This is a genomic window from Acinetobacter sp. A3 (assembly GCF_012371415.1).
In the GTDB taxonomy this organism is placed as follows: domain Bacteria; phylum Pseudomonadota; class Gammaproteobacteria; order Pseudomonadales; family Moraxellaceae; genus Acinetobacter.
Genome location: NZ_JAAZQW010000007.1, coordinates 62287 through 83642, shown reverse-complemented (window position 1 = coordinate 83642; position 21356 = coordinate 62287). Strand labels below are relative to the sequence as shown.

Sequence of the window (21356 nt, the reverse complement as noted above, 5' to 3'; positions counted from 1 at the left end):
CTTTTCAGAATATTAGCTGCAAAACTTTGAATACGAACACATAAGAGTGGACTTGCTGAGTTTACTCTTGTGCCAAAGCAGGCAGTTGTTGAGCACGGTCTTTTTCAACTTGGTGTGCCTGCATCAACTTTAAATAATGCACATAACGAATTTGTGGTTGCTGCAATAAAAGCATCGCCATGTCTTGAGTGTTGGCATATATAGATTGCTGTGCAAGACGCTGCACATTATGAAACTGTTGCACACCAACTGGGCGATAAAGTGCAAAACTCGCCAAAACAAAGATGATGCAGATAATCACTACAATCAGAATGTTATAAATTTGCTCGAGTTTAAGTTGAGAAATAAATTGAATAGTTTTTTGAATTGCGTTGTGCATGACCTACCTCTAATAGCGCTAGTGTAGGCTGCGCTTGTTCGATGCACAAGTTAAACAGCTCAATTTTTACTGTACCGTCACGGTAAAAATTGAGCCTGATTTATAATAACGTCACTCTTTACTAACCGATTGTTCCGCGAATCACAGCAAAGTATAAAACCAAAGCAATGATGGCCAGTACAAGGAAAATAGCAAAAATGCTTAGTCCTGCTTCTGCCTCTGCAGGATGTAACTCATCTTCATCTGCTATGCGCAGCAGCTCACCATCATAAGCACGATAAAATGCGATACGGTCTTCCCGATCTAATGTCTTGGCAAAATCTGCGACACGTTTGCGTTGTGCCAAGCAATATTCACCCAAATGCACATCACGCCGAAAAATCGCTTCATCTAATTTTTTACGGTGATGGTGCGCCAAATCCACAATTTGTGTTGCCAGTGGAGGTACATCAAAAGCAAACCCGTCTATCGTATTTGTCATGTTATTCTCCTTTTTTCTGTGCTTACAGCTTTATAGTAATCAAAAAGAAACCTGATCAATGTTTAATCATGTAAACTTGAAATAAGAAAAATAGACCCGATAATTATTTGACAATTCAAACGAATTGTAATATTAGTTTAACATTAAAGCGTTAAATTGATATGAAGCCTAAAAGGTAGGCTTATATAAGTAATCATAATTAGAATAAGGAGTTTAATATGATTCAAGCAATCTCTCATCATGACTTAGAGCATGTTTATGCAAATGCGGTAAACACCATTCATTCACAAATGAACTTCCAAGACGCTGTTAAACAACTGGAAGAGGCTGCACGCGCAGGACATGGTAAAGCAGCAATGTTCTTGGCAGAACTGTATTATCAAGGCTTCCGTGTAGAACGTGATTCACTTAAAGCACAGTATTGGCAAAACATGGCCACCATGCAAGCATAATAAAACGTCACTTAGGTGGCGTTTTTTTTGACCCTATTTTTTTCAATTTGTATTTCATACATATTTGTTTACGATTTTACGCAAAGCTTAAACGGTATATTCATCAATTCTTTTTACAATATAGCCAAATTTTACAACACTACTTGATTATGAATCAGATTAGCCAACTCCAGCCCTTACCCAAGGACTTTTTTCTTAAAATTACACTATTAAAATCAATGATGTATTGTGGTGTACTTTGGGGGCTGTATCATCAAGGCTGGGCAATGAGTTCAGATCACGATGATTATATTTTCCCTTTTTGGTTAAATGCGGTTCAAGCCAATAAATATGCAGCAAAACACTGGCCACAATACAGCCCACGCAAAATTTCTGCACAGGATTTTGAAACCTTTTTATTGCCTACGCTCACCCGTTTAAATGTTACCCCTACGCTGTATGGTTCATCGAGTCAAAAGATAAAATTGACCACATCGCAAATGAAACATTTCTTTTTTAATCAGCCCATTTTAAATATTGCTTAAATCTAAACAGGATAGAATTGACGTAAAAATCAACGATTGTGACTCTAAAGTATTTGCAATTTTTACAATTCACGTTACTTTAAAAGTCAAACAATAAACAAAAAACAGGACACATAATATGACCAAGGTAACTCACGTTTTACAAGATAAAGCACATCACGAAATTTACACAATCCACCCAGAAGCAACCGTTTTAGAAGCAATTAGCCTCATGGCAGATAAAGGTATTGGTGCTTTGGTAGTGACCGATCAAAACCAGCATGTGGTTGGCATATTGTCTGAACGTGATTACACCCGTAAAGTCATTTTGATGGAGCGAACCTCTAAAGGCACGACGGTGAGCGAAATTATGACGGCAAAAGTTTTGACTGTAACCAAAAACACCAGTGTTGAAGAATGTCTAAGCCTGATTACTGATCACCACTTACGTCACTTACCTGTTTTGGAAAATGAACAATTAGTGGGGCTAGTTTCAATTGGTGACTTGGTAAAAGCCACTATGGATGATCAACGTAAACTGATTGACCAACTACAACAATATATTGCGAGCTAAGCGTTAGCCTTCTAAAAAATTACCCAAACAAAAACGCCTAAACTTTAAAAGTTTAGGCGTTTTTAATAGGCCAAGTAATTAGTTTAGACCAAGTTTCTCTGCCACATAGTCAGAGTCTTTGTCGCCACGACCTGAAAGATTCACTACAATTTTCACATCTTTCGCCATTTTAGGTGCTTCACGTAATGCCCATGCCACCGCATGTGAACTTTCTAATGCAGGTACAATACCTTCTACACGTGACAAGGTCATAAAGGCATCAAGACATTCTTGGTCTGTCGCTGTTGAATATTCCACACGACCAATGTCTTTTAAGAAGCTATGTTGTGGCCCTACACCCGGATAGTCCAAACCAGAGGCAATAGAGTGCACTGGCAATGGCTCACCATGTTCATCTTCAAGTACATAACACGCCATACCGTGAAGCTGGCCTGGTTTACCCAAAGTTAGAGTTGCAGAGTGTTGATCTGTATCTAAACCATGCCCTGCAGGTTCAACACCCACAAGTTTCACTTCTGCATCATTTAAGAAAGCAGTAAATGCACCCACTGCGTTTGAACCACCACCCACACACGCGACGATATAATCTGGGTTTACACCAAAACGCTCTTGGCTTTGTAGTTTAATTTCATCACCAATAATAGATTGGAAATCACGCACCATTTTTGGAAATGGGTGTGGCCCAACCACAGAACCAATCGCATAAATAAAGTTTTTTGGGTCTTTTAAATATTCTTCAAAAGCGCTGTCCACTGCATCTTTTAAAGTGGCTGTGCCGCGGGTTACTGAAATCAGGTTGGCACCTAGAATTTTCATTTTCACCACATTCGGGTGTTCTTTTTCAATATCGACCTGTCCCATGTGAATTTCACACGGAATACCCACCAACGCACATGCCGTCGCCAAGGCTACTCCGTGCTGCCCTGCACCTGTTTCGGCAATGACTTTGGTTTTACCCATATATTTGGCCAATAATGCCTCGCCCAAACAATGGTTAATTTTATGTGCGCCAGTATGGTTTAAATCTTCACGCTTTAAATAAATTTGCGCACCACCTAACTGTTCAGATAAACGCTTGGCATAGAATAAAGGACTTGGACGACCAACATAGTGAGTAAACAAATCTTTTAATTCATTCTGAAATTCTACCGTTTTACGAATTTCCTCATAAGCAACGTTAATTTCATCCATGGCTTCTTTTAAATGCGGTGGAATAAACTGCCCGCCATATTGCCCGAAAAAACCTTCTTCATTCGGTAATGCGATGCCATTGATTTGATGATCCATATCGATCCCCTCAGATTGAAATTCACGTTGCCTATCGTGTCTGTACTTACTTAGTCTTCGCCTAACAATCACTCAATAGTTGAGTGATATTGACGAAAATGACGCTTAACGCGCCAAATATTTAGTCATATCTTCAATGCCTTTTAAAGTCATTGGATACATATGATGTTCAAAAATTTGTTTAATTAAACCAATAGTATGGGTGTATTGCCAATAACCTTCCTGCTCTGGGTTGAGCCATGCGGTTTTTTCAAAATGCTGACGCAGACGCTGTAACCAAACTTGCCCTGCTTCATCATTCATATACTCCACCGAACCACCAATCGAATTTAACTCGTAAGGTGCCATACTGGCATCACCCACCACAATTACCCGATAGTCGCGTCCATAGGTATTCAATAAATCCCACGTGTTCATACGGGTACTGCTACGACGCAAATTGTCTTTCCAAACATAGTCATATAAGCAGTTATGGAAATAAAAATATTCGAGGGTTTTAAATTCAGTTTTAGCTGCGCTAAACAGTTTTTCACATTGGGCAATGTGAGCATCCATAGAGCCGCCTACATCAAATAGCATCAATACTTTGACACGATTGCGGCGTTCGGGAACCAGTTGCACATCTAAAATGCCCTGCTTTGCTGTTTCACGGATGGTGCCATCTATATCTAGCTCTTCCGCTGCACCTTGACGGGCAAACTTGCGTAAACGGCGCAAAGCCAATTGCATTTGCCGTGTACCTAAAATCTGCTCATCATCCAAATTGCGGTATTGACGCTGCTCCCAGACTTTAACTGCAGAACGCTTACGTCCTGGCCCACCAATACGCACACCTTCTGGATGATCACCATAAGCCCCAAAAGGTGATGTGCCACCCGTACCAATCATACGGTTGCCACCCTGATGCTTTTTATGCTGTTCACGCAAGCGCTCTTCTAGCATTTTCATCAGTTCTTCTAATGATCCTGCTTTTTTCAGTTCTTCACGCTGCTCTGGCGTAAGATGCTTTTCAAGCAACTCTAAATCAAACCAGTCTTTGGGTAATTGATGAACTTGGTTCAGCAAATCATCTAGATCAAATGTTGAAATACCATCAAAATAATCTTTCATGGCACGGTCAAATTTGTCAAAGAATCGCTCATCTTTGACCATGACCGTTTTGACTAATTGATAGAACTCGTCCTGATCTGCAAACGCCAAACCTGAAGCCACTGCTTGATTTAAGTCAATCAATTCACGTGTGCTCACAGGCACACCGTAACGACGCAAGGTGTAAAACAAGCGCACGAACATGGCGATGTACTCCTTAACGGCGTGACATAAAGGCTAAACGCTCAAGCAATTGCACATCTTGTTCGTTTTTAATGAGCGCACCATATAAGGGTGGAATGGCCTTGCTTTTATCGCTATTACGCAAAATGTCTTCTGGCATATCATCTGCCATAAGCAAGCTGAGCCAGTCAATCAATTCAGAGGTCGATGGTGGTTTCTTAAGACCCGGAACTTGGCGTAGTTTAAAGAATACTTGCAAAGCTTCGGATACCAAAGTACCTGAAATATTTGGAAAATGCACATCGATAATATCGCGCATCGTAGCTTCATCAGGGAAATCAATATAATGGAAGAAACAACGACGTAAAAAAGCGTCTGGGAGTTCTTTTTCATTATTTGAGGTGATGATTACAATCGGACGTTGTGTTGCAGTAATCGTTTCACCCGTTTCATAAACATAAAATGACATTTTATCAAGTTCATGCAACAAGTCGTTTGGAAATTCGATATCTGCCTTGTCAATTTCATCAATCAACAATACACAGCGTTCTTCGCTGGTAAATGCTTCCCACAACTTTCCAGGCTTAATGTAGTTTTTAATATCATAAACACGGTCATCGCCTAATTGGCTATCACGTAAACGTGACACCGCATCATATTCATATAAACCTTGTTGCGCTTTGGTGGTCGATTTAATGTGCCACGTAATCAGTTTCAAACCCAGACTTTGAGCCACCTGCTCAGCCAATAAGGTTTTACCTGTACCCGGCTCGCCTTTAACTAACAGAGGCTTTTGCAGGGCACGTGCGGCTTTCACCGCAAGTTTTAAGCTATCAGTCGCAATGTACTGATCTGTACCAGAGAATTGTTGTGTATCAACAGACATGATTTTACCTTAATTTTTTTAGTTACAGTGGTGAGGTCTTTTTCTTGGCAATATAGGTGCTTTGTTTTAAACGGTATTTAGACCAAAAATAACCGATCAATAAGCCAAGACCGATCACAAATAAAATGGCAGATAAATTTGCCCAAACCAATGGCATTTCTTTGGTCAATACACCAAAAAGAAGTCCAAAAATGGCAGGAGCAAGTGCCGCGTTACTGCCTTCAGATACAGTTGGCGTTAGTAAAATCGCAAACAGCATAATCCAAGTAATGCCACCCAATGGATTTGGCAAACGCTTGGCAATTGCATACCAGCACCACAAAATGATGGTGCTACCAAGCAAGTAAACAGCAATCGCAATTGCAGTTTCAGGAATTGATGCCAACGCAGTCATAACACTATTCATTTCTCAACTCCTGAACAAAAGTTATGCACCGCGTAAACCTTCTGGTTCTACGGCATTTGGATTAATTAAACCTTCTGGCGGTACTTGAATAAAGAAACCACGAGTTTGAATTGAATCCATAACGTGTAAAACATTCACACGCGCCAATTTACGGCTTTCAGACAATTGTAAATCCATCACAAAAGTCGCACGACCAAATGCGCTGCGCATTGCTTCGGGTAAGGCATCTAGTGGATTAAACTCTTCAGTTTGCTCAGGACGGGCGATGTACAAATACATCTCATCTTTTTTGCTCGATTTATAAATTGAACAGTGCATAAACAACAAAACTCTAAAAACTCAGGCAAAGGATACAACAAAAAAAACCGAGATACATTAACCATTATTAACGCATTGGTCTAAGTTTGTATGGATGTGCAAGGTTGACGGCATGTTTATTACAGAAATGTCTTTATTCAGCCACTTTCATTTGACCAGACAAATAGCGCTCATCGGCATGCAACACGTCAATTAACGGCTTGGTCAGCAATTCATAACGCCAGCCCAACAAGTAATTTGGTAGGTCTTGTTCATCGTTATGAAATACCACATGCTGATACAAAGCATTCAGCCACTTTTTACGCAACAACACTTCTTTCGGAATTTGAGTTTCCTGAACCGCAGCCTGAATCACCCGATCCATATTATCACTGACATCTTTAGAGGAATGGCGGATTGGACGGGCTAAACGCAGTGGCCATTGAGATTGATCAGGCAGGTATTTGATTAAATCCAAAATAGTTTTACCATGCTCACGCACAATATGCGGACGTAAATCTTTAATTCCACTCAGTTGGAATGAATTACGTGGATTTTTTTCAACTAAATCCAACATACTAGAATTACGCAAAATAAAACTACGTGGCTGATTCAGCGCCTTGACCATTTGTTCACGCCAAACAGCCAATTGCTGCAATTGCATAAGCTGACGACGTGAATGACGGTAATTACCAATATCTTGATACAGCAGCTCAATTGGTGTTTCTTCACCAATTTCCTGAGTTAGATGACGGCAATCTTCCTGCACAAAATCGAGTAAATGCTGCTGTTTTAAATCACTTTGTACTTTGTCTGCCAACTGCATTAAATACAGCACATCATTGGCCGCATAATTCAATTGCTCATCGGATAAGGGACGTGCCAGCCAGTCTGAACGAGTCTGCCCTTTATCAATATCAACATTCAGCATAGTTTTTAAAGCGTTTTGATAGCTGACTTGCAAGCCATGTCCTAAAAATGACATGCCGACCTGCGTATCAAAAACATTATCTAAGTTTTTTTGCTGTGCATAATGATAAATTAAATCAATATCTTCACCGCAGGCATGAAAAATATTTTGCTGCGCCTGAAACAGTTTTTCCCAAAAAGCAGTCAAATTGAGCGAAGTGCCATCTAGTAAATAGACCTGATTATTGACATTAATTTGGAATACACCCAATTTAGGCCAAAGCGTATCGACCTTAATAAACTCGGTATCTAAACCATAGATGCTGTTTTGACTCATTAATGCCAAGACATTTTCAAAATCTTTTTGTTGGTGAATAAATTGGAACATAGCGACCAGATAGACTGCACTCTCTAGAGTTTCATTTTAAACATTAAATAGCGTTTAGCTATAAAAATATAATCGGTATTTTACTTTTTTATCTTATTTTTAAGTCAATACAGATATTTTCTAGATTTTTTTATCGTTTTTTTATCTTAATTTGAGTTTTTACTCTATGTGAATTCAAGCAAATACTTTAAATGATCATTCACATGAAATAAGCACCAAGATGCTTATTTCATTCGCATCCGATTATGCACAGCTTGACTTAGAGTATGACTATCGACATATTCAAGCTCGCCACCTTGCGGTACGCCTTGCGCAATCCGCGTCATCTGCACAGGTAAATGCTTTGTGGCTTCGACCAAATAGTGCGCCGTTGCCTGACCTTCCACAGTTGCATTGGTGGCTAAAATCACTTCGGTAATATTGCCATCACTCAAACGCTGTACCAAGTACGGAATGCCAATTTCATCTGGGCCAATACCATCTAAAGGCGATAAATGCCCACCTAAGACATGGTATTTGCCACGAAAACTACCGCTTTGCTCAATGGCCATCACATCGGCCGGAGATTCCACGACACACAGCAAATGTGCATCCCGATCATGTGAGGCACAAATATTGCAGACTTCATCTTCAGTTAATGAATGGCAAATCGAACATTCGTGAATATAGCTGGTGGCTTCATTCAAAGCATGAGCCAAACCGACTGCACCTTCTCTATTTTTCATAATCAGGTGCAATGCCATGCGTTGAGCCGATTTAGGCCCAACACTTGGCAAAATGCGCAGCGCTTGTACCAGTTGATCAAAACGATCACTAAACATACGCCGTTCCTTAGAATAAACCTGCCAAGCCAGGTGGCAAGCCCATACCAGAGTTTGCAGACTTCATTTTCTCTTCAGAAATTGCTTCAGCCTGACGTGCTGCATCATTCATTGCAGCTGCAATCAAATCTTCAATCATGTCTGCATCGTCTTGCAACAATTCAGGATTAATTTCGATACGTTTCACTACATTACGGCAAGTCATAGTCACTTTCACTAAACCACCACCCGCTTCTGCATGCACTTCAGTTTGCGCAAGTTCTTCTTTGGCTTTTTTAATGTTGTTTTCCACTTCTTTTTGCATGCGCTGAGCTTGCTGCATCAACATATTAATGTTCATAAAAATCTCCGAACAAATGATCTATCGTTTTAAATAAGGTCTAAACCGCGCTCGATGTCGCGAATAATATCATCAATATCTTCCAAGCCAACAGAAACACGAATTAAACCTTCGCTGATGCCTGCTGCTTGTTTGGCTTCTGGGCTCATACGGCCATGCGATGTTGTTGCAGGATGAGTAATAGTCGACTTTACGTCACCCAAGTTACTGGTAATCGACAAAAAGCGTGTATTATCAATTACAGTCCAAGCGCCTTCACGCTCACCTTTCACTACAAACGATACAACACCCCCAAAACCAGACTGTTGCTTTTTCGCAAGTTCATGCCCTACGTGATGTGGCAGTCCCGCATAATACACTTTTTCGACTTTTGGATGTGCATCTAGCCACTCTGCAAGTTTTTGTGCGCTGGCACAATGCGCTTTCATACGCAGGCTTAATGTTTCCAAGCCTTTTAAGAAAATCCATGCATTAAACGGACTTAATGAATTACCCAAGGTACGAATAACACTGTTGATTTCTTCGACCAACTTGTCTTTACCAACAACCGCACCGCCCAAGGCACGCCCCTGACCATCAATATATTTGGTTGATGAGTAAATAATGAGGTCTGCACCAAATTTTAGTGGTTGTTGTAAAACGGGTGTACAGAAAGTGTTATCTACCGCAAATAACGCACCATGTGCATGTGCAATATCGGCAATCGCTTGTAAGTCACCCACCTGAGCCAATGGATTTGATGGCGTTTCAATAAATAACAGACGGGTGTTTGGACGAATCGCTTGTTTCCAACTGTCTAAATCTTCTAAATCGACAAAAGTGACATCTACCCCAAACTTCATCACATATTTTTCAAACAGTGAAATAATAGAGCCAAAGACCGCACGTGAACACACCACATGATCGCCTGCTTTAAGATAAGCCAAGGTCACAGCATGCACTGCCGCCATACCTGAGCTTGTTGCCACAGCACGTTCTGCACCATCCAAAACAGCTAAACGCTTCTCAAAAGCCTGTACGGTTGGGTTGGTATAACGTGAATAAGTATTACCTTCAATTTCGCCTGAAAACTTGGCGGCTGCATCGGCAGCATTTTCACAGACAAAAGATGACGTCAGAAAAATTGGTTCACTGTGTTCACTTTCAAATGTACGGTTATGCCCTGTACGAATCGCTAAAGTATCTAATTGATATGCAAGGTCGTCTGGTTGACTCATCTTTACTGCTCAGCCCTTAATCTAGTCCTAAGACCTGTTTGTTAATAATTGCCAATATTTTGAGCGCCAAGCGTATTTAAGGTCAAGGTAAAATGTATAAATATCGCTTAGACTTCATTCAAATCGGCGCCTTGTGTGATGGAACACCTCATGAATCAGTTACAACGAAAATTTAATCCGCACCGAAAAAAACTGAAAAACCTCAGTACACGTCTGTTTAAGAGTCGGGATTTGATTCTGTCGCAGTCCACAGCCTATGAAATTGTTGCACGTTATAAACATGCACAGATTCGTTATTACGCCTCGCCCAACAAGCAATACAAAGAACCGCTGGTATTTGTGGCACCGCTTGCCATTACCATGTCCATTTACGATTTATATCCGTATCGCTCACTGGTCAAGCATTTTCAGCATAGTGGTTTTGATGTCTATCTGATTGATTGGGGGCAATTAACCTATCAGCATCGTCATCTAAATTTTATGGCTTTTATAGATGATGCTTTGCCACATTGTATTCAGCATATTTTACAGCATGCACAAACTACACAAATCTCTTTGCATGGCTGGAGTATGGCAGGTGTCTTTGCCATGCTTTACACTGCAAAACACCGACCTGAACATGTTAAAAATTTAATGATTTTGGGCAGCCCTGTGGACAGTTATGCGTCGGGCCGTGTGGGTAAGCTATTTCAAATCACCAATCGTTTGATTTCCAAATACCCGAAACTGCAACATGCATTTTATTCGGGCAACATTCCCAAGCATTTTATTCATACGCCAGGTTTAATTAATGCGATAGGTTTTAAAATTTTAGACCCGAAAGCGTGGTTGGAAAGCAATAAACAGATGCTTTCCAATTTACATGACTTACAGACTTTACATGAAAATGCCACGCTCGCCAATTTTTTAAACAATATGATTGATTATCCTGGCGGCATTAATCAGGACATGGTGTTAAATGTTTGGCTGCAAAACCCACTTAAACAAGGACATATTCAGCTCAAACAGCACAATATTGACCTAAAAGATATCAATTGCCCGCTTTTGGTTGGTGCAGGTGACAGTGATCAGATTGTCACAGCAGAGGCAGCTCAACCTTTGTGTGAATTGACAAGTAGTACCGATGTCACGTTTACTCTTATTCCTGGCGGGCATTTAGGTTTAATGTCCAGTCAAAAAAGTGCCAATGAATTTTGGCCTAAATTGACCACATGGTTAGAACAACGATCCAGCAAAATCGCATAAAGAGAGCACGAATATGATTCAATCTGTTGCATTTATTGGCTTAGGCGCAATGGGCTACCGCATGGCAGCACATTTACCCAAACATTTTGACACGGTCTATGTTTGGAATCGTAACTTTGCCAAAGCCGAACAACATGCTGCAGAATATAATACTCAAGCGGTTGAATTGGCTCAAGCGGTACAAGCAGATATTATTTTTTCTTGCTTGCCTACCAGTACCGAAGTTGAAAACCTAATTGCACAAGTTCAACTTAAAGCAGGTTCAGTTTGGGTCGATTGCACCAGTGGCGTACCTGAAAGCGCCAAAAAACTAGTACAACAGCTTGAAGCCCAAAACGTCGATTTCTTAGATGCACCTGTAAGTGGCCAAACCATTGGTGCAGAAAATGCCACCTTAACGGTCATGATTGGTGGTAAAGCAGCCGCCTTTGAAAAAGCGCTCCCTGCAATTCAGGCTTTTGGTAAAGTGATTCAGCACGTTGGCGAGCCAGGTGCAGGTTTTGCAGTTAAAGCGGTGAATAATATGCTAATGGCGGTCAGCCTATGTGCTGCTGCTGAAGGTTTTACTACCCTAAAAGCACATGGGGTAAATTTAAATCAGGCTCTGCAATGCATTAATGCCTCGAGTGGCAAAAGTGCCGTAACAGAAATGATTTTACCGCAGCGAGTATTAAATCGCGCTTTCCCAAATACCTTTGCCCTGCCTTTACTTGCCAAAGATACTGGGATTGCACTGGATTTAGTTCGTGAAGCTGCCTTGCCTGCACCCGTGCTGGCATTAACTCAAAGTCTGATTCAAGCCGCAAATTTAACTGCAGAAAAAGACAGTGATTTTTCCACTGCCGTGAAAATGTATGAATTATGGAGTAATATTACCCTAGAGTAATAACTCGCCATTGAATACGCAGCCACAAACCCAATAATGTATATAAGTGCTTCGTCACCCTACAAACCACAGAGGAAACTCTTATGAAAAAGTTTAGCATTGCCGTATTTGCAAGCCTTGCAACTTTTATCGGGGCAAATTCAACTGCTTTTGCTTCTGAGCAAGAATGTCAAAAATTAAAAAATGATCACGATGTTATTTATGCATCTAAAGGTTTCTGCTTTAAAGACCCTGAAGCTAAAGCACGTTTTGGTAATGACAACTGCTATACAACCAAGCCAAAGTTCTCTGAAAAAGAACAACAACGCCTTGATGCAATTAAAGCACGTCAAAAAGAATTGAACTGTAAATAACAGTTTTGAAAATAAGCTGAATTGAAGGAATTATTATGGCTTACGATGATCAAAATATTTTTGCAAGAATTTTACGTGGTGAGCTTCCTGCAATAAAAGTGTATGAAGATGAACACGTGCTTGCGTTTATGGACATCATGCCTCAAGCCGATGGTCACACCTTGGTTATTCCTAAAACACCTGCAGTCACCTTATTGGATCTACCTGCCGAAGCTGCAGCATATACCATCCAAATTGTGCAAAAAATAGCCAAAGCCATTGAAAAAGGCTTAGGAGTAGATGGTATTGTGCTCATGCAACTGTCTGGTGCAAGTGCTGGACAAACTGTACCGCATGTACATTTCCATTTAATTCCAACTTCAGTTCACGAACTTGGAAAACATGCTGCACAAATGGGTGATCAGGAAAAAATCCTAGCACTGGCCGAAAAAATTAAAGCAGCGCTTTAAAATATTTCCAAAACTGTATTAAAAATGAATGGAGCTTTCGCTCCATTTTTTTTGCTTCATGTTTAATTTTCGGATTAACCACAGCATTGATGACAATAATATGTCACTCCCCTTGCAATTAAGTTATTCATTTCATAAATTTTTTCTAAATTTAAAAACCTGTTCACTTAAAATTTGCGATTAAAGGTAAGTTTTTAATCTAATTTGTTCTTTTTAATAATTTTGAAATATTTCCTTAATATTACTGTCGCATTTGTAAGGAATACTTAGCACCAATAGAGAACAGCAGTAGATCTACCCTACTTCTGAACAATGTTTAGGACTAAAAACAATAGTCTGTATTGGAGCTACACATGAAAAAAACGCTTTGCGCATTAGCAGTTGGGGCAACCTTATTTACACCAGCACTAGCTATGGCTGCTGATGTTAAAGTTTATGGTCGTGCACACGTATCTTTAGACTATCTTGATGATGGTAAAGACTACAACGAAGTTGGTCTTTCTTCTAACTCATCACGTTTAGGCTTCAAAGCTGAACAAAAATTAGAAAATGGCATGACAGTTTTTGGTCAAGTTGAGCAAGAAATTAACTTTGCTAGCGGCTCTGCAAATGATAACGTTGAATTTGCAACACGTGATACTTTTGTAGGTTTAAAAGGCAACTTTGGTCAAGCACGTGTAGGCCGTTTTGACAGCCCATTTAAAGCTGCTCGTGGTCCAGTTAACTTCTTTGGTGACATGGTTGGTGACATCCGTAACGTAACCCGCGCAGGTGAACTACGTTTTGATGAGCGTAACGCTAACTCGATTGAATATAAATCGCCTAAATTTGGTGGTGGGTTTAATGTATTAGCTGCACTTTCTTTACACGAAACTAATAGCCCTAGCACAGAAATAATTTCAGATAAAGCTACCAAAAAAGATCGTGATGATAAAGCATATGATTTAGCTTTAACTTATAAAGAAGGCAAAGTGGATTTTGCTACAGCTTACGAACACTACGAAGAAGACGCCAACAAAGCTGAACGTGATGGTTTCCGTATTGCAGCAGCATACAAAATCACACCTGAATTAAATGTAGGTGCTTTATACCAACTCCTTACACATGACTTAGAAGGTACAAACGATAAATATGCAGATGCACAAGTATTTGGTGTAGCAGCAGATTATAAAGTTGCACCAAAAACTTATGTACGCGGTCAAGTCTTCCACCGTGACGTAGATGCTGATGAAGCTAACGCAACATTATTAGCATTAGGTGTAGAGCATCGTTTAGACAAGGCAGTACGAGTATACGCAAACCTTGCTACTGTGCTAAATGATGAAAAATCTAATTTAACACCATGGTCACAAGGTCGTTCAAATAACATTGGCGGTGCAACTGGTGAAGATGCAACAGGACTTTCTTTAGGTTTCCGTTACGACTTCTAAGTCTTAACCGAACTTAAAACATAAAAACACGCTTCGGCGTGTTTTTTTATTGCAACAACCTATAGGCAAATAAAAGCCAGCAAATTTGCTGGCTTTGTTTATCTAGGTAAATTTTACAAAGATAATTTTTTGTATTAACGCTTTAAAAAGCCAGATACTAAATTCATCACCTGTTGAATATCATCATTCGCTTCTTGTTTACTGGTTTGCTCACCCTGTGGTGTCAATGAGTCAATAATTTGTGGTAAGACTGTAGAAATCGCACTATAAATATCTTGCTTCGGAGCTTGAGTTTGCTGTGCAACCTGTTCTACATCGGCATCATCAAATAAGCTTTGTACTTGATCAGGCTGAACTTGCGCATTTTCACCCGGGCCTGTAGACACCCAATCATCTACCTGACTGGTTAAGCCTTGCCCTTTTAACTTATCCAAAGCGCCTTGCAAACCACCTTGCTTTTGAATCCATGCCAACACCAAAGGCAGTACTGCAACCAGCAAACTTTGTGTGCCAGAAGCGCCTGCTGTTGAACGCTGTTGCTGCCCGCCTAACTGGCCAAGTACCGAACCAAGAATTCCCCCCAAGCCACCTTGAGAAGATTGTTGATTATTTCCACTCAACTGCCCCAATACCGAACCTAAAATACCACCTAAACCACCTTGCGATTGATTAGATTGTTGATTCGCACCTAATGCTTGCTTTGCCAATATTTCAACAATATTGCTTAAATTGGTCATTTTATTTTCCTCATTATGCCCTAATGACAGCATACGAAGTTTTAAGCTAAATGCTTGCTAGAAATTGTTAAATTTTGCAATAAGTTTTCTTTTTATGACTCAAGTATCACTTTAAGGTGAACTACTTAAGTGTTTACCAACGGAATTTATCCCAATTTTCAGGATTTGCCCAAAACTTAGAGTTAAACCAATCAGGCACGTGCTTATAAGTCAAAATATTAAACTGCCATAAGGTCAAATGATGTTCTTCAAATTTATGGTCAATTAATTGGGTAAAACCAAGCGCACGAAGCAATTGCGCATCTTCACATGAAGCAATAACTATAATGCGTTTAGCCAGTAAATCACGCAATTTCACCAATACTTGAGATTTTTGCAGAGTCAATTTTTCCTGTGTACTGTCAGAGAAAAAATCTGTGCTGTCTAAAAAAACAATACCTAAATCAAAACGCTGGGTAAAAGGCAGATTTAAAAAGTCCAATGCGCTAAAATACTGACATGCAATAGTGGGAAAATTATCCACTGTTATATTTTGAGGATTCGGGCTAGTTTCACTATTTTGCCCCACACATAATGCGGTAGAAATTGGCTGTTGTTGAGATAAATCTGCAATCAACGCTTGAATCAAACGCATATCAGCCATTACTGCATTCCTTCATTTTTTGAGAGAGTATTCTTATGGAACTACAAGGCATTTGCCATAAAATGCACGCAGGTCTTAAGGACCATAGTGTAACTGATGAACAGGTACACAAGGCAAATGTTGAATATAAATTTATTCTAGACCGTTCAGAAATTGATCTGCCTTTTCAGCTTGGTCAAGAAATTGAACTGGAATGGACCGGCAATATTTACTGTGTTTCTTGTGGTGTCAAAACCCCAAAATCATATTCTCAGGGTCATTGTTTTAAATGCTTTAAAACTAAGGCTTCTTGCGATATGTGCATTATGAAACCTGAAACCTGCCATTATCATTTAGGGACGTGTCGTGAAGATAGTTTTGCACATGAGGTCTGCTTTCAACCACATATAGTCTATTTAGCCAACTCCAGCGCTTTAAAAGTGGGGATTACCCGTCTAGGACAAATGCCAACACGCTGGTTAGATCAGGGTGCCACCCAAGCATTGCCAATTATGAAAGTTGGCTCACGCCGTTTATCTGGGCAACTCGAAATCATGTTTGGTTCACAAGTGGCAGATAAAACGGACTGGCGTAAATTACTCAAAGGCGAAGCAGAGCCTTTGAACTTAATTGAAGTGCGCGAACAGCTCATTGAAGAGTTTGCACCTAAAATTCAAACTATTCGTGATGAATTTAGTCAAAACTTAGAGTTCAATGAAACCGTTGAATTGTTAGAGCAAGAGCCACCACGTGAGTTTGTTTACCCTGTAGAGCAATATCCTGAAAAAATCAAATCGCATAATTTGGATAAAACCCCAATTATTCGCGGTAAGTTACAAGGTATTAAAGGACAATATCTCATATTAGATACAGGCGTGATTAACATTCGTAAATATACAGGTTATGAATTAAAAATCCGCACTGAATGAGTCACAAATATTCTTAGTCAACGCTTTTTACAAGCACAAAAAAACCAGCAAATTTGCTGGTTTTTTTCTTTGATGATAAATATGACTATTTGATTTTCGCTTGAGACTTCAAATATTGAGTGTAGTCATCCAACTCTTGCTGAGCACGAAGTTGTTGATATAATTGCGCCAATTCTTTGAGCTGTTCAGGCGTTAAAGCATTCGAAGTTGTGTCATTTACATTCGATACAGCAACCACAACTAATTCATTCGGTAAAGATGCTGTGGTTACTGACCACATGCCTTGTTTAGGTGCAAGCACACTAAATGCAGCACGTTCAATTTCACGCTTTAACAAGCCATCTGCACGAGTAAATGTACCTGCATTTTCAAAACGGATTTGGTTTTTAGCTAAAACCGTTGCAGCTGGCTGAGTTTTAAATGCATCTAAAGCAGCTTGAATATCTTTTTTAGCCGCATCAAATGCTTTTTTCTCAATCAGTTGTGTTTTCACACGCGGGGTTGCTTCCTCTAAAGTTTGCACACCTGCTGCATGGTAATTACGCACTTTCACCCATACCACATCGCCGTTGGCTAAAGTGATATTGCTTGAGGCATTACGGTCACCATTTTTAACATCATCATTAAACAGCTTCACTTTCACGCTTGGCTGACTTAACACAGGATGTTGTGTCGCTAAAGTAACCGCATTAGCAGATTGAACTTTGACTGTTTTAACTTCTTCAGCCACGACATCTAAAGCGTCACTGCTTACCACCAATTCATTTAAGCTGTTGATGGTATCTGTATAAGCATTTTCAGTTTTTGCTTTTTGCAACTCAGCTGTTAAACGTGCTTTCTCAGCTTCAAACGTAGGCACCTGAACCGCAGCGCCTTCAGTTTGAATTAAATGATAGCCATATTGCGTTTTGATCGGCTGAGATACTTCACCCGATTTCAGGCTATTCACAGCTTTATCAAAAGCTTCACCAAAGACACCTGCTTCATATCCTGCAACCGTACCACCTTTGGCCTTAGATTCAGGGTCATCTGAATACTTTTGTGCAGCAGAGGCAAAGCTTGTACCCTTTTGAATTTCAGTAGCTACTTGTGCTGCCAGTTTTTGAGCTGCAGCGTCATCACGTGCATCTGTGGTGATTAAAATGTGTTTAACCGTCGGCGTTGCTGCACTTTTTTGTGTGTCAACAAACTTTTGATACGCTTGCTGTAATTCAGCATCTGTTACAGTCGTGTTTGCAGGGGCAATATTTGCAGGCGTAACAACAACATAATCGACATCTACACTTGCCACTTGTTTAAAGGTGCTTGAATGCTGCTCATAATAAGCAGCAATTTCTTGTGTAGTCACGCTGATATTTTTCTTGTAGTCGTCCAACTTAATGCTAGATAAATGCAAAGTACGCTGTTGGGTCTGTAGATTTGCAATTTGCTGAATATCAGACGGACTCACCAACGCATAATCTGTAAAGCTCGCACTTAGCATTTTTAAAGCATGATCCTGACGCAAGTTTGCAACCAAAGCTTGATTCGTCATCCCCACAGATTGCAAATAGTTGGCATACAATGTTTCAGAAAACTTACCATCTTGTTGGAAGTTTGGCTGTTGCGCAATCATTTGCTCGATTTGAGCATCACTCAAAGAAATGCCCAGTTTTTCAGCCTGTTGCAATAACAAAGTACGTGCAACCAAAGTATCTTGTGCTTTATTTTGAATGTAATTTTGATTTAACAGCGTTTCATCACCGTTAGTATAAGCCAAGTATTGTTCTTTCAGAGAGTTAGTCAGATTGTCTAATTCTCGTTTTGAAATTTGCTGACCATTCACGGTTTGTGCAGTGTCTTCAGACTGACCACCACTAAAATATCCTTCAATACCTACAAGTGCTAAAGGGGTCAAGAATAAAACGAGCAAAACTTTGCCCAACCAACCCTTAATAACTTTACGAAAAGATTCCATAAGTATTCCAATATTTTATTTGCGGAAGATTTTAACTGAAAACCCTCAGCGAATGAATGCGTTGACGCCTTTTATTGACATTATTAATAAAAAACGCGCCAATTGGCGCGCTTTCTTGGCATTTTAAAAGATTATGCTACTGAATCTTTCAAACCTTTACCTGCTTTAAAGCTTGGTACTTTGCTTGCTTTAATTTCTAGGGTTGCACCTGTTTGTGGGTTGCGACCTGTACGTGCAGCACGCTCTTTCACGCTAAATGTACCAAAACCCACTAAAGTTACAGTATCACCAGCTTTAAGCGCTTCAGTAATTGAAGCAATTGTTGCGTCTAAGGCTTTACCTGCATCAGTCTTAGACAATCCCCCTTTCTCTGCAATTGCATCGATTAATTCTGATTTATTCATGAAGATTACGTCCTCTTAATATCGTTTATTTAAGGTCCAGAGATTTAATTTAAATTACCGTAACGCCTTTATAGCAATGCTTTGAGGGTAAAAGCAATACTCCCTGTACGCTTTTATGCAAAATAAATGGTAAAAAACGATGGAGCATAAGATACTATTGACAATTAGTCTAAAACCCGCCTCTCATCCACATCTGCATGTTTCTAAATCTAGGCTAGACACGTTTACTTTTTGCAACATCTTCTTTTAATTGTTTATTTTCTTCAATCAAGGCATCAACTTTGGCATGTAATTGTAATACTAAATGCTCTAAATGTTGAAGATCTTTTGCTGTTACTAAGCCAATTCTATTTAAAGAATGATTTACGCTATGGTCAATCAGACGCTCGACCTTGTCTTTGGTGTCTATCACCGATTCCTTGGCTTTTTCTGAAACCTTTTCAACAGTTTGGTCAGCAATTTCAGTGGTTTTAGATTCCAGCTCTTCCCCCACCTTGACCAGAGAGTCAAACAATTTATTGCCTTCCTCTTCAGCGCGTGAAAAAGCACCTAAACCTGCTAACCAAATTTGCTTGGTATATTTACGAAAATCGAGTGAAGATTTACGACCTGCACGTATTTTATCTTTATTTTTCAATGTATTTTCAGATTCAGAAGTATGTTCTTCTGGCGTTTGTGTTGCATTTTCCATGGACACATCTCCCGCTTATTTTATGCGCAAATGAATATAATAAACCTACAAAATACGCCAATAATAGCAAATTAAATACTTGATCGTTTTGCTAAACTGTTCTACAAAGCAAGATTATTGCATGTGTTTTCCGATATTTTTGATCAAAAAACACAAATTAAGGAATTCAACTTTTAAATTAAGGGACTTGGTTTTATGAGTGACTCGCAACAAAGACAAAGTAATCCGCATTTGTTGCTCACCATGGTTATGATTGTGCTTGAAACCATTTTTAGCTTTATTTTAAAGCACGATCGCGTTGTCGCATTGCAAGCTAAAAAATTTGTAGATCAAAAAATTACTATAAAAATTAATAGCTACATTCCTTATTTTGACATATATGTGCAATTTAGCCCACATGGCATTTTGTTTGACAGTAAAGCGCCTGATCAAGCTATTGATTTAGATGTACGCACCACTTTAATGGATTTATTTAAAATCTTCATTTTAGGCAACCGTCGTAGCATCAAACACATGCGTATAGATGGCGACATCACTCTAAAAGATGAATTTCGTGATCTGATTTTGCATTTTAGTGCGCCTAAAGTTTTGGCCGACTGGAAACAGTGGTTAAAAGAAGCACCTCAAGGGCAAGAAGTGGTTAGCTCTAAAAAACGTATTGCCCCACTTTTAGACAAAATTGATGAGCAGCGCTCTAAAATTAACACCTTACAAGTTGAGCTGAAACAACATAAAAACCGTATTCGTCGTATTGAGCGACGTCAAAAACGTATCAATATCGCCTTTAGCATAATAACAGTACTATTAATTACGTTATTAGTGTATAATTTATGGCTGAATTAAGAACACTAAAACATCAATAAAAACAGCCCTAAACCTCCGCTACAAGATAACAATAAAATACTTGACTAATTTAGTCGGGATTCATAGAATACACACATCTAGTCTAATCATGTGTATCGAATCATGCGCTTAACAACTCGCGGTCGCTACGCAGTGACTGCTCTACTTGATTTAGCTTTGCAGCCAACTGAACAAACGATCACGCTTGCTGAAATTGCAGCCCGTCAAACTATTTCTGTTGCTTATCTTGAGCAGTTATTCGCAAAACTTAAGCGCCACGGCTTAGTGTCTAGTGTTCGCGGTGCTAACGGTGGTTACCATTTAGCACGTAGTGCAAATGAAATTACTGTGCTAGAAATTATTGAAGCCGTAAATGAAACAGTTGATGCTACTCGCTGCGACCATAAAGGGAACTGCCAAAATGGTGCAATGTGCTTAACTCATGACTTATGGCAAGAACTCTCCCATCACATCGCCGACTATCTCGCTAAAATCTCACTTGCTGACTTAGTAGCCCGTGACAACGTACAAACCGTTGCCATCCGCCAAAATACAGCTCCGTTTGATTCAGCTCTTTTATCGGTTACAGGTATTTGAC

At 39.7% G+C, this 21356-nt stretch carries 27 protein-coding genes; 11 read left to right on the top strand and 16 right to left on the bottom strand.

Annotation, left to right across the window (positions count from 1 at the left end; genetic code table 11):
• Window positions 1–61 precede the first annotated feature (61 nt).
• Together HHA42_RS04320 and HHA42_RS04315 are read right to left on the bottom strand one after the other, a co-directional pair.
• Window positions 62–379 carry a hypothetical protein gene (locus tag HHA42_RS04320; RefSeq protein ID WP_168419070.1) on the bottom strand — a complete coding sequence of 106 codons (318 nt, stop codon included), beginning with the start codon at window positions 377–379 and terminating at the stop codon, window positions 62–64.
• A 121-nt stretch (window positions 380–500) separates the two neighbouring features.
• Window positions 501–860 carry a hypothetical protein gene (locus HHA42_RS04315; protein ID WP_168419069.1) on the bottom strand — a complete coding sequence of 120 codons (360 nt, stop codon included), beginning with the start codon at window positions 858–860 and terminating at the stop codon, window positions 501–503.
• Between the two features lie 218 nt (window positions 861–1078).
• On the opposite strand from HHA42_RS04315, the gene HHA42_RS04310 reads away from it, so the two are divergent.
• From HHA42_RS04310 to HHA42_RS04300, 3 genes are all read left to right on the top strand, one after another.
• Complete coding sequence (locus HHA42_RS04310) at window positions 1079–1312, top strand: hypothetical protein (RefSeq protein ID WP_168419068.1); 234 nt, start codon at window positions 1079–1081, stop codon at window positions 1310–1312.
• Between the two features lie 149 nt (window positions 1313–1461).
• Window positions 1462–1836, top strand: a complete 375-nt coding sequence (locus tag HHA42_RS04305) for a DUF2750 domain-containing protein (RefSeq protein WP_168419067.1) — start codon at window positions 1462–1464, stop codon at window positions 1834–1836.
• Between the two features lie 118 nt (window positions 1837–1954).
• A complete protein-coding gene (locus HHA42_RS04300) occupies window positions 1955–2389 on the top strand; it encodes a CBS domain-containing protein (protein ID WP_168419066.1) in 435 nt (144 codons plus the stop codon).
• Between the two features lie 78 nt (window positions 2390–2467).
• On the opposite strand, the gene trpB is transcribed toward HHA42_RS04300, so the two are convergent.
• The 9 genes from trpB to HHA42_RS04255 all read right to left on the bottom strand — a co-directional run bounded on the left by trpB (window position 2468) and on the right by HHA42_RS04255 (window position 10212).
• Window positions 2468–3676: a tryptophan synthase subunit beta gene (gene trpB / locus HHA42_RS04295; protein ID WP_168419065.1), complete on the bottom strand. Its 1209-nt coding sequence runs from the start codon at window positions 3674–3676 to the stop codon at window positions 2468–2470.
• Window positions 3677–3781: 105 nt separating this feature from the next.
• The gene (locus HHA42_RS04290) at window positions 3782–4969 is read right to left on the bottom strand and encodes a VWA domain-containing protein (protein WP_168525504.1); all 1188 of its coding nucleotides are present in this window, start codon (window positions 4967–4969) and stop codon (window positions 3782–3784) included.
• A gap of 13 nt (window positions 4970–4982) precedes the next feature.
• A complete protein-coding gene (locus HHA42_RS04285; RefSeq protein ID WP_168419063.1) occupies window positions 4983–5834 on the bottom strand; it encodes a MoxR family ATPase in 852 nt (283 codons plus the stop codon).
• Window positions 5835–5856: 22 nt separating this feature from the next.
• Complete coding sequence (locus HHA42_RS04280) at window positions 5857–6240, bottom strand: hypothetical protein (RefSeq protein WP_168419062.1); 384 nt, start codon at window positions 6238–6240, stop codon at window positions 5857–5859.
• 21 nt (window positions 6241–6261) lie between these two features.
• Window positions 6262–6558 (bottom strand): YcgL domain-containing protein, encoded by a 297-nt coding sequence (locus HHA42_RS04275; protein ID WP_168419061.1) that lies wholly within the window; start codon window positions 6556–6558, stop codon window positions 6262–6264.
• 133 nt (window positions 6559–6691) lie between these two features.
• Complete coding sequence (locus HHA42_RS04270) at window positions 6692–7834, bottom strand: HRDC domain-containing protein (RefSeq protein WP_168419060.1); 1143 nt, start codon at window positions 7832–7834, stop codon at window positions 6692–6694.
• A gap of 224 nt (window positions 7835–8058) precedes the next feature.
• The gene (gene recR / locus HHA42_RS04265; RefSeq protein ID WP_019837914.1) at window positions 8059–8655 is read right to left on the bottom strand and encodes a recombination mediator RecR; all 597 of its coding nucleotides are present in this window, start codon (window positions 8653–8655) and stop codon (window positions 8059–8061) included.
• Window positions 8656–8665: 10 nt separating this feature from the next.
• On the bottom strand, window positions 8666–8995 hold the full coding sequence (locus HHA42_RS04260) for a YbaB/EbfC family nucleoid-associated protein (RefSeq protein ID WP_004976621.1): 330 nt from the start codon (window positions 8993–8995) through the stop codon (window positions 8666–8668).
• 29 nt (window positions 8996–9024) lie between these two features.
• Window positions 9025–10212, bottom strand: a complete 1188-nt coding sequence (locus tag HHA42_RS04255) for an O-succinylhomoserine sulfhydrylase (RefSeq protein ID WP_168525502.1) — start codon at window positions 10210–10212, stop codon at window positions 9025–9027.
• 150 nt (window positions 10213–10362) lie between these two features.
• Between HHA42_RS04255 and HHA42_RS04250 the strand changes: the two genes are divergently transcribed.
• The 5 genes from HHA42_RS04250 (at window position 10363) to HHA42_RS04230 (ending at window position 14575) form a co-directional block, all read left to right on the top strand.
• On the top strand, window positions 10363–11457 hold the full coding sequence (locus tag HHA42_RS04250; RefSeq protein WP_168525500.1) for an alpha/beta fold hydrolase: 1095 nt from the start codon (window positions 10363–10365) through the stop codon (window positions 11455–11457).
• A gap of 13 nt (window positions 11458–11470) precedes the next feature.
• A complete protein-coding gene (locus HHA42_RS04245) occupies window positions 11471–12343 on the top strand; it encodes an NAD(P)-dependent oxidoreductase (protein WP_168525498.1) in 873 nt (290 codons plus the stop codon).
• Between the two features lie 83 nt (window positions 12344–12426).
• Window positions 12427–12696 carry a YARHG domain-containing protein gene (locus tag HHA42_RS04240; RefSeq protein ID WP_168419056.1) on the top strand — a complete coding sequence of 90 codons (270 nt, stop codon included), beginning with the start codon at window positions 12427–12429 and terminating at the stop codon, window positions 12694–12696.
• Window positions 12697–12731: 35 nt separating this feature from the next.
• Window positions 12732–13145 carry an HIT family protein gene (locus HHA42_RS04235; protein WP_168419055.1) on the top strand — a complete coding sequence of 138 codons (414 nt, stop codon included), beginning with the start codon at window positions 12732–12734 and terminating at the stop codon, window positions 13143–13145.
• Between the two features lie 353 nt (window positions 13146–13498).
• Window positions 13499–14575, top strand: a complete 1077-nt coding sequence (locus tag HHA42_RS04230) for a porin (RefSeq protein WP_168419054.1) — start codon at window positions 13499–13501, stop codon at window positions 14573–14575.
• A gap of 134 nt (window positions 14576–14709) precedes the next feature.
• On the opposite strand, the gene HHA42_RS04225 is transcribed toward HHA42_RS04230, so the two are convergent.
• Entirely contained in the window at window positions 14710–15312 is a 603-nt protein-coding gene (locus tag HHA42_RS04225) for a YidB family protein (protein WP_168419053.1), read from the bottom strand.
• Window positions 15313–15445: 133 nt separating this feature from the next.
• Window positions 15446–15955: a DUF6231 family protein gene (locus HHA42_RS04220; protein ID WP_168419052.1), complete on the bottom strand. Its 510-nt coding sequence runs from the start codon at window positions 15953–15955 to the stop codon at window positions 15446–15448.
• A 35-nt stretch (window positions 15956–15990) separates the two neighbouring features.
• On the opposite strand from HHA42_RS04220, the gene HHA42_RS04215 reads away from it, so the two are divergent.
• The gene (locus HHA42_RS04215; protein ID WP_168419051.1) at window positions 15991–16863 is read left to right on the top strand and encodes a DUF2797 domain-containing protein; all 873 of its coding nucleotides are present in this window, start codon (window positions 15991–15993) and stop codon (window positions 16861–16863) included.
• An 85-nt stretch (window positions 16864–16948) separates the two neighbouring features.
• On the opposite strand, the gene HHA42_RS04210 is transcribed toward HHA42_RS04215, so the two are convergent.
• The 3 genes from HHA42_RS04210 to HHA42_RS04200 all read right to left on the bottom strand — a co-directional run bounded on the left by HHA42_RS04210 (window position 16949) and on the right by HHA42_RS04200 (window position 19915).
• The gene (locus HHA42_RS04210) at window positions 16949–18820 is read right to left on the bottom strand and encodes a SurA N-terminal domain-containing protein (protein ID WP_168525496.1); all 1872 of its coding nucleotides are present in this window, start codon (window positions 18818–18820) and stop codon (window positions 16949–16951) included.
• Between the two features lie 131 nt (window positions 18821–18951).
• Window positions 18952–19224, bottom strand: coding sequence for an HU family DNA-binding protein (locus HHA42_RS04205; protein ID WP_168419049.1), 273 nt, complete (start codon window positions 19222–19224; stop codon window positions 18952–18954).
• 214 nt (window positions 19225–19438) lie between these two features.
• The gene (locus HHA42_RS04200; RefSeq protein WP_168419048.1) at window positions 19439–19915 is read right to left on the bottom strand and encodes a phasin family protein; all 477 of its coding nucleotides are present in this window, start codon (window positions 19913–19915) and stop codon (window positions 19439–19441) included.
• Between the two features lie 195 nt (window positions 19916–20110).
• On the opposite strand from HHA42_RS04200, the gene HHA42_RS04195 reads away from it, so the two are divergent.
• Together HHA42_RS04195 and HHA42_RS04190 are read left to right on the top strand one after the other, a co-directional pair.
• Window positions 20111–20758 carry a hypothetical protein gene (locus tag HHA42_RS04195; protein WP_168419047.1) on the top strand — a complete coding sequence of 216 codons (648 nt, stop codon included), beginning with the start codon at window positions 20111–20113 and terminating at the stop codon, window positions 20756–20758.
• Between the two features lie 123 nt (window positions 20759–20881).
• On the top strand, window positions 20882–21355 hold the full coding sequence (locus HHA42_RS04190) for an Rrf2 family transcriptional regulator (RefSeq protein ID WP_004976645.1): 474 nt from the start codon (window positions 20882–20884) through the stop codon (window positions 21353–21355).
• Window position 21356 lies beyond the last annotated feature (1 nt).

Excerpts from the sequence above, each read along its gene's own strand:
- HHA42_RS04320 (WP_168419070.1), bottom strand. The coding sequence starts at position 379 with ATGCACAACGCAATTCAAAAAACTATTCAATTTATTTCTCAACTTAAA.
- HHA42_RS04315 (WP_168419069.1), bottom strand. The coding sequence starts at position 860 with ATGACAAATACGATAGACGGGTTTGCTTTTGATGTACCTCCACTGGCA.
- HHA42_RS04310 (WP_168419068.1), top strand. The coding sequence starts at position 1,079 with ATGATTCAAGCAATCTCTCATCATGACTTAGAGCATGTTTATGCAAAT.
- HHA42_RS04305 (WP_168419067.1), top strand. The coding sequence starts at position 1,462 with ATGAATCAGATTAGCCAACTCCAGCCCTTACCCAAGGACTTTTTTCTT.
- HHA42_RS04300 (WP_168419066.1), top strand. The coding sequence starts at position 1,955 with ATGACCAAGGTAACTCACGTTTTACAAGATAAAGCACATCACGAAATT.
- trpB (WP_168419065.1), bottom strand. The coding sequence starts at position 3,676 with ATGGATCATCAAATCAATGGCATCGCATTACCGAATGAAGAAGGTTTT.
- HHA42_RS04290 (WP_168525504.1), bottom strand. The coding sequence starts at position 4,969 with ATGTTCGTGCGCTTGTTTTACACCTTGCGTCGTTACGGTGTGCCTGTG.
- HHA42_RS04285 (WP_168419063.1), bottom strand. The coding sequence starts at position 5,834 with ATGTCTGTTGATACACAACAATTCTCTGGTACAGATCAGTACATTGCG.
- HHA42_RS04280 (WP_168419062.1), bottom strand. The coding sequence starts at position 6,240 with ATGAATAGTGTTATGACTGCGTTGGCATCAATTCCTGAAACTGCAATT.
- HHA42_RS04275 (WP_168419061.1), bottom strand. The coding sequence starts at position 6,558 with ATGCACTGTTCAATTTATAAATCGAGCAAAAAAGATGAGATGTATTTG.
- HHA42_RS04270 (WP_168419060.1), bottom strand. The coding sequence starts at position 7,834 with ATGTTCCAATTTATTCACCAACAAAAAGATTTTGAAAATGTCTTGGCA.
- recR (WP_019837914.1), bottom strand. The coding sequence starts at position 8,655 with ATGTTTAGTGATCGTTTTGATCAACTGGTACAAGCGCTGCGCATTTTG.
- HHA42_RS04260 (WP_004976621.1), bottom strand. The coding sequence starts at position 8,995 with ATGAACATTAATATGTTGATGCAGCAAGCTCAGCGCATGCAAAAAGAA.
- HHA42_RS04255 (WP_168525502.1), bottom strand. The coding sequence starts at position 10,212 with ATGAGTCAACCAGACGACCTTGCATATCAATTAGATACTTTAGCGATT.
- HHA42_RS04250 (WP_168525500.1), top strand. The coding sequence starts at position 10,363 with ATGAATCAGTTACAACGAAAATTTAATCCGCACCGAAAAAAACTGAAA.
- HHA42_RS04245 (WP_168525498.1), top strand. The coding sequence starts at position 11,471 with ATGATTCAATCTGTTGCATTTATTGGCTTAGGCGCAATGGGCTACCGC.
- HHA42_RS04240 (WP_168419056.1), top strand. The coding sequence starts at position 12,427 with ATGAAAAAGTTTAGCATTGCCGTATTTGCAAGCCTTGCAACTTTTATC.
- HHA42_RS04235 (WP_168419055.1), top strand. The coding sequence starts at position 12,732 with ATGGCTTACGATGATCAAAATATTTTTGCAAGAATTTTACGTGGTGAG.
- HHA42_RS04230 (WP_168419054.1), top strand. The coding sequence starts at position 13,499 with ATGAAAAAAACGCTTTGCGCATTAGCAGTTGGGGCAACCTTATTTACA.
- HHA42_RS04225 (WP_168419053.1), bottom strand. The coding sequence starts at position 15,312 with ATGACCAATTTAAGCAATATTGTTGAAATATTGGCAAAGCAAGCATTA.
- HHA42_RS04220 (WP_168419052.1), bottom strand. The coding sequence starts at position 15,955 with ATGGCTGATATGCGTTTGATTCAAGCGTTGATTGCAGATTTATCTCAA.
- HHA42_RS04215 (WP_168419051.1), top strand. The coding sequence starts at position 15,991 with ATGGAACTACAAGGCATTTGCCATAAAATGCACGCAGGTCTTAAGGAC.
- HHA42_RS04210 (WP_168525496.1), bottom strand. The coding sequence starts at position 18,820 with ATGGAATCTTTTCGTAAAGTTATTAAGGGTTGGTTGGGCAAAGTTTTG.
- HHA42_RS04205 (WP_168419049.1), bottom strand. The coding sequence starts at position 19,224 with ATGAATAAATCAGAATTAATCGATGCAATTGCAGAGAAAGGGGGATTG.
- HHA42_RS04200 (WP_168419048.1), bottom strand. The coding sequence starts at position 19,915 with ATGGAAAATGCAACACAAACGCCAGAAGAACATACTTCTGAATCTGAA.
- HHA42_RS04195 (WP_168419047.1), top strand. The coding sequence starts at position 20,111 with ATGAGTGACTCGCAACAAAGACAAAGTAATCCGCATTTGTTGCTCACC.
- HHA42_RS04190 (WP_004976645.1), top strand. The coding sequence starts at position 20,882 with ATGCGCTTAACAACTCGCGGTCGCTACGCAGTGACTGCTCTACTTGAT.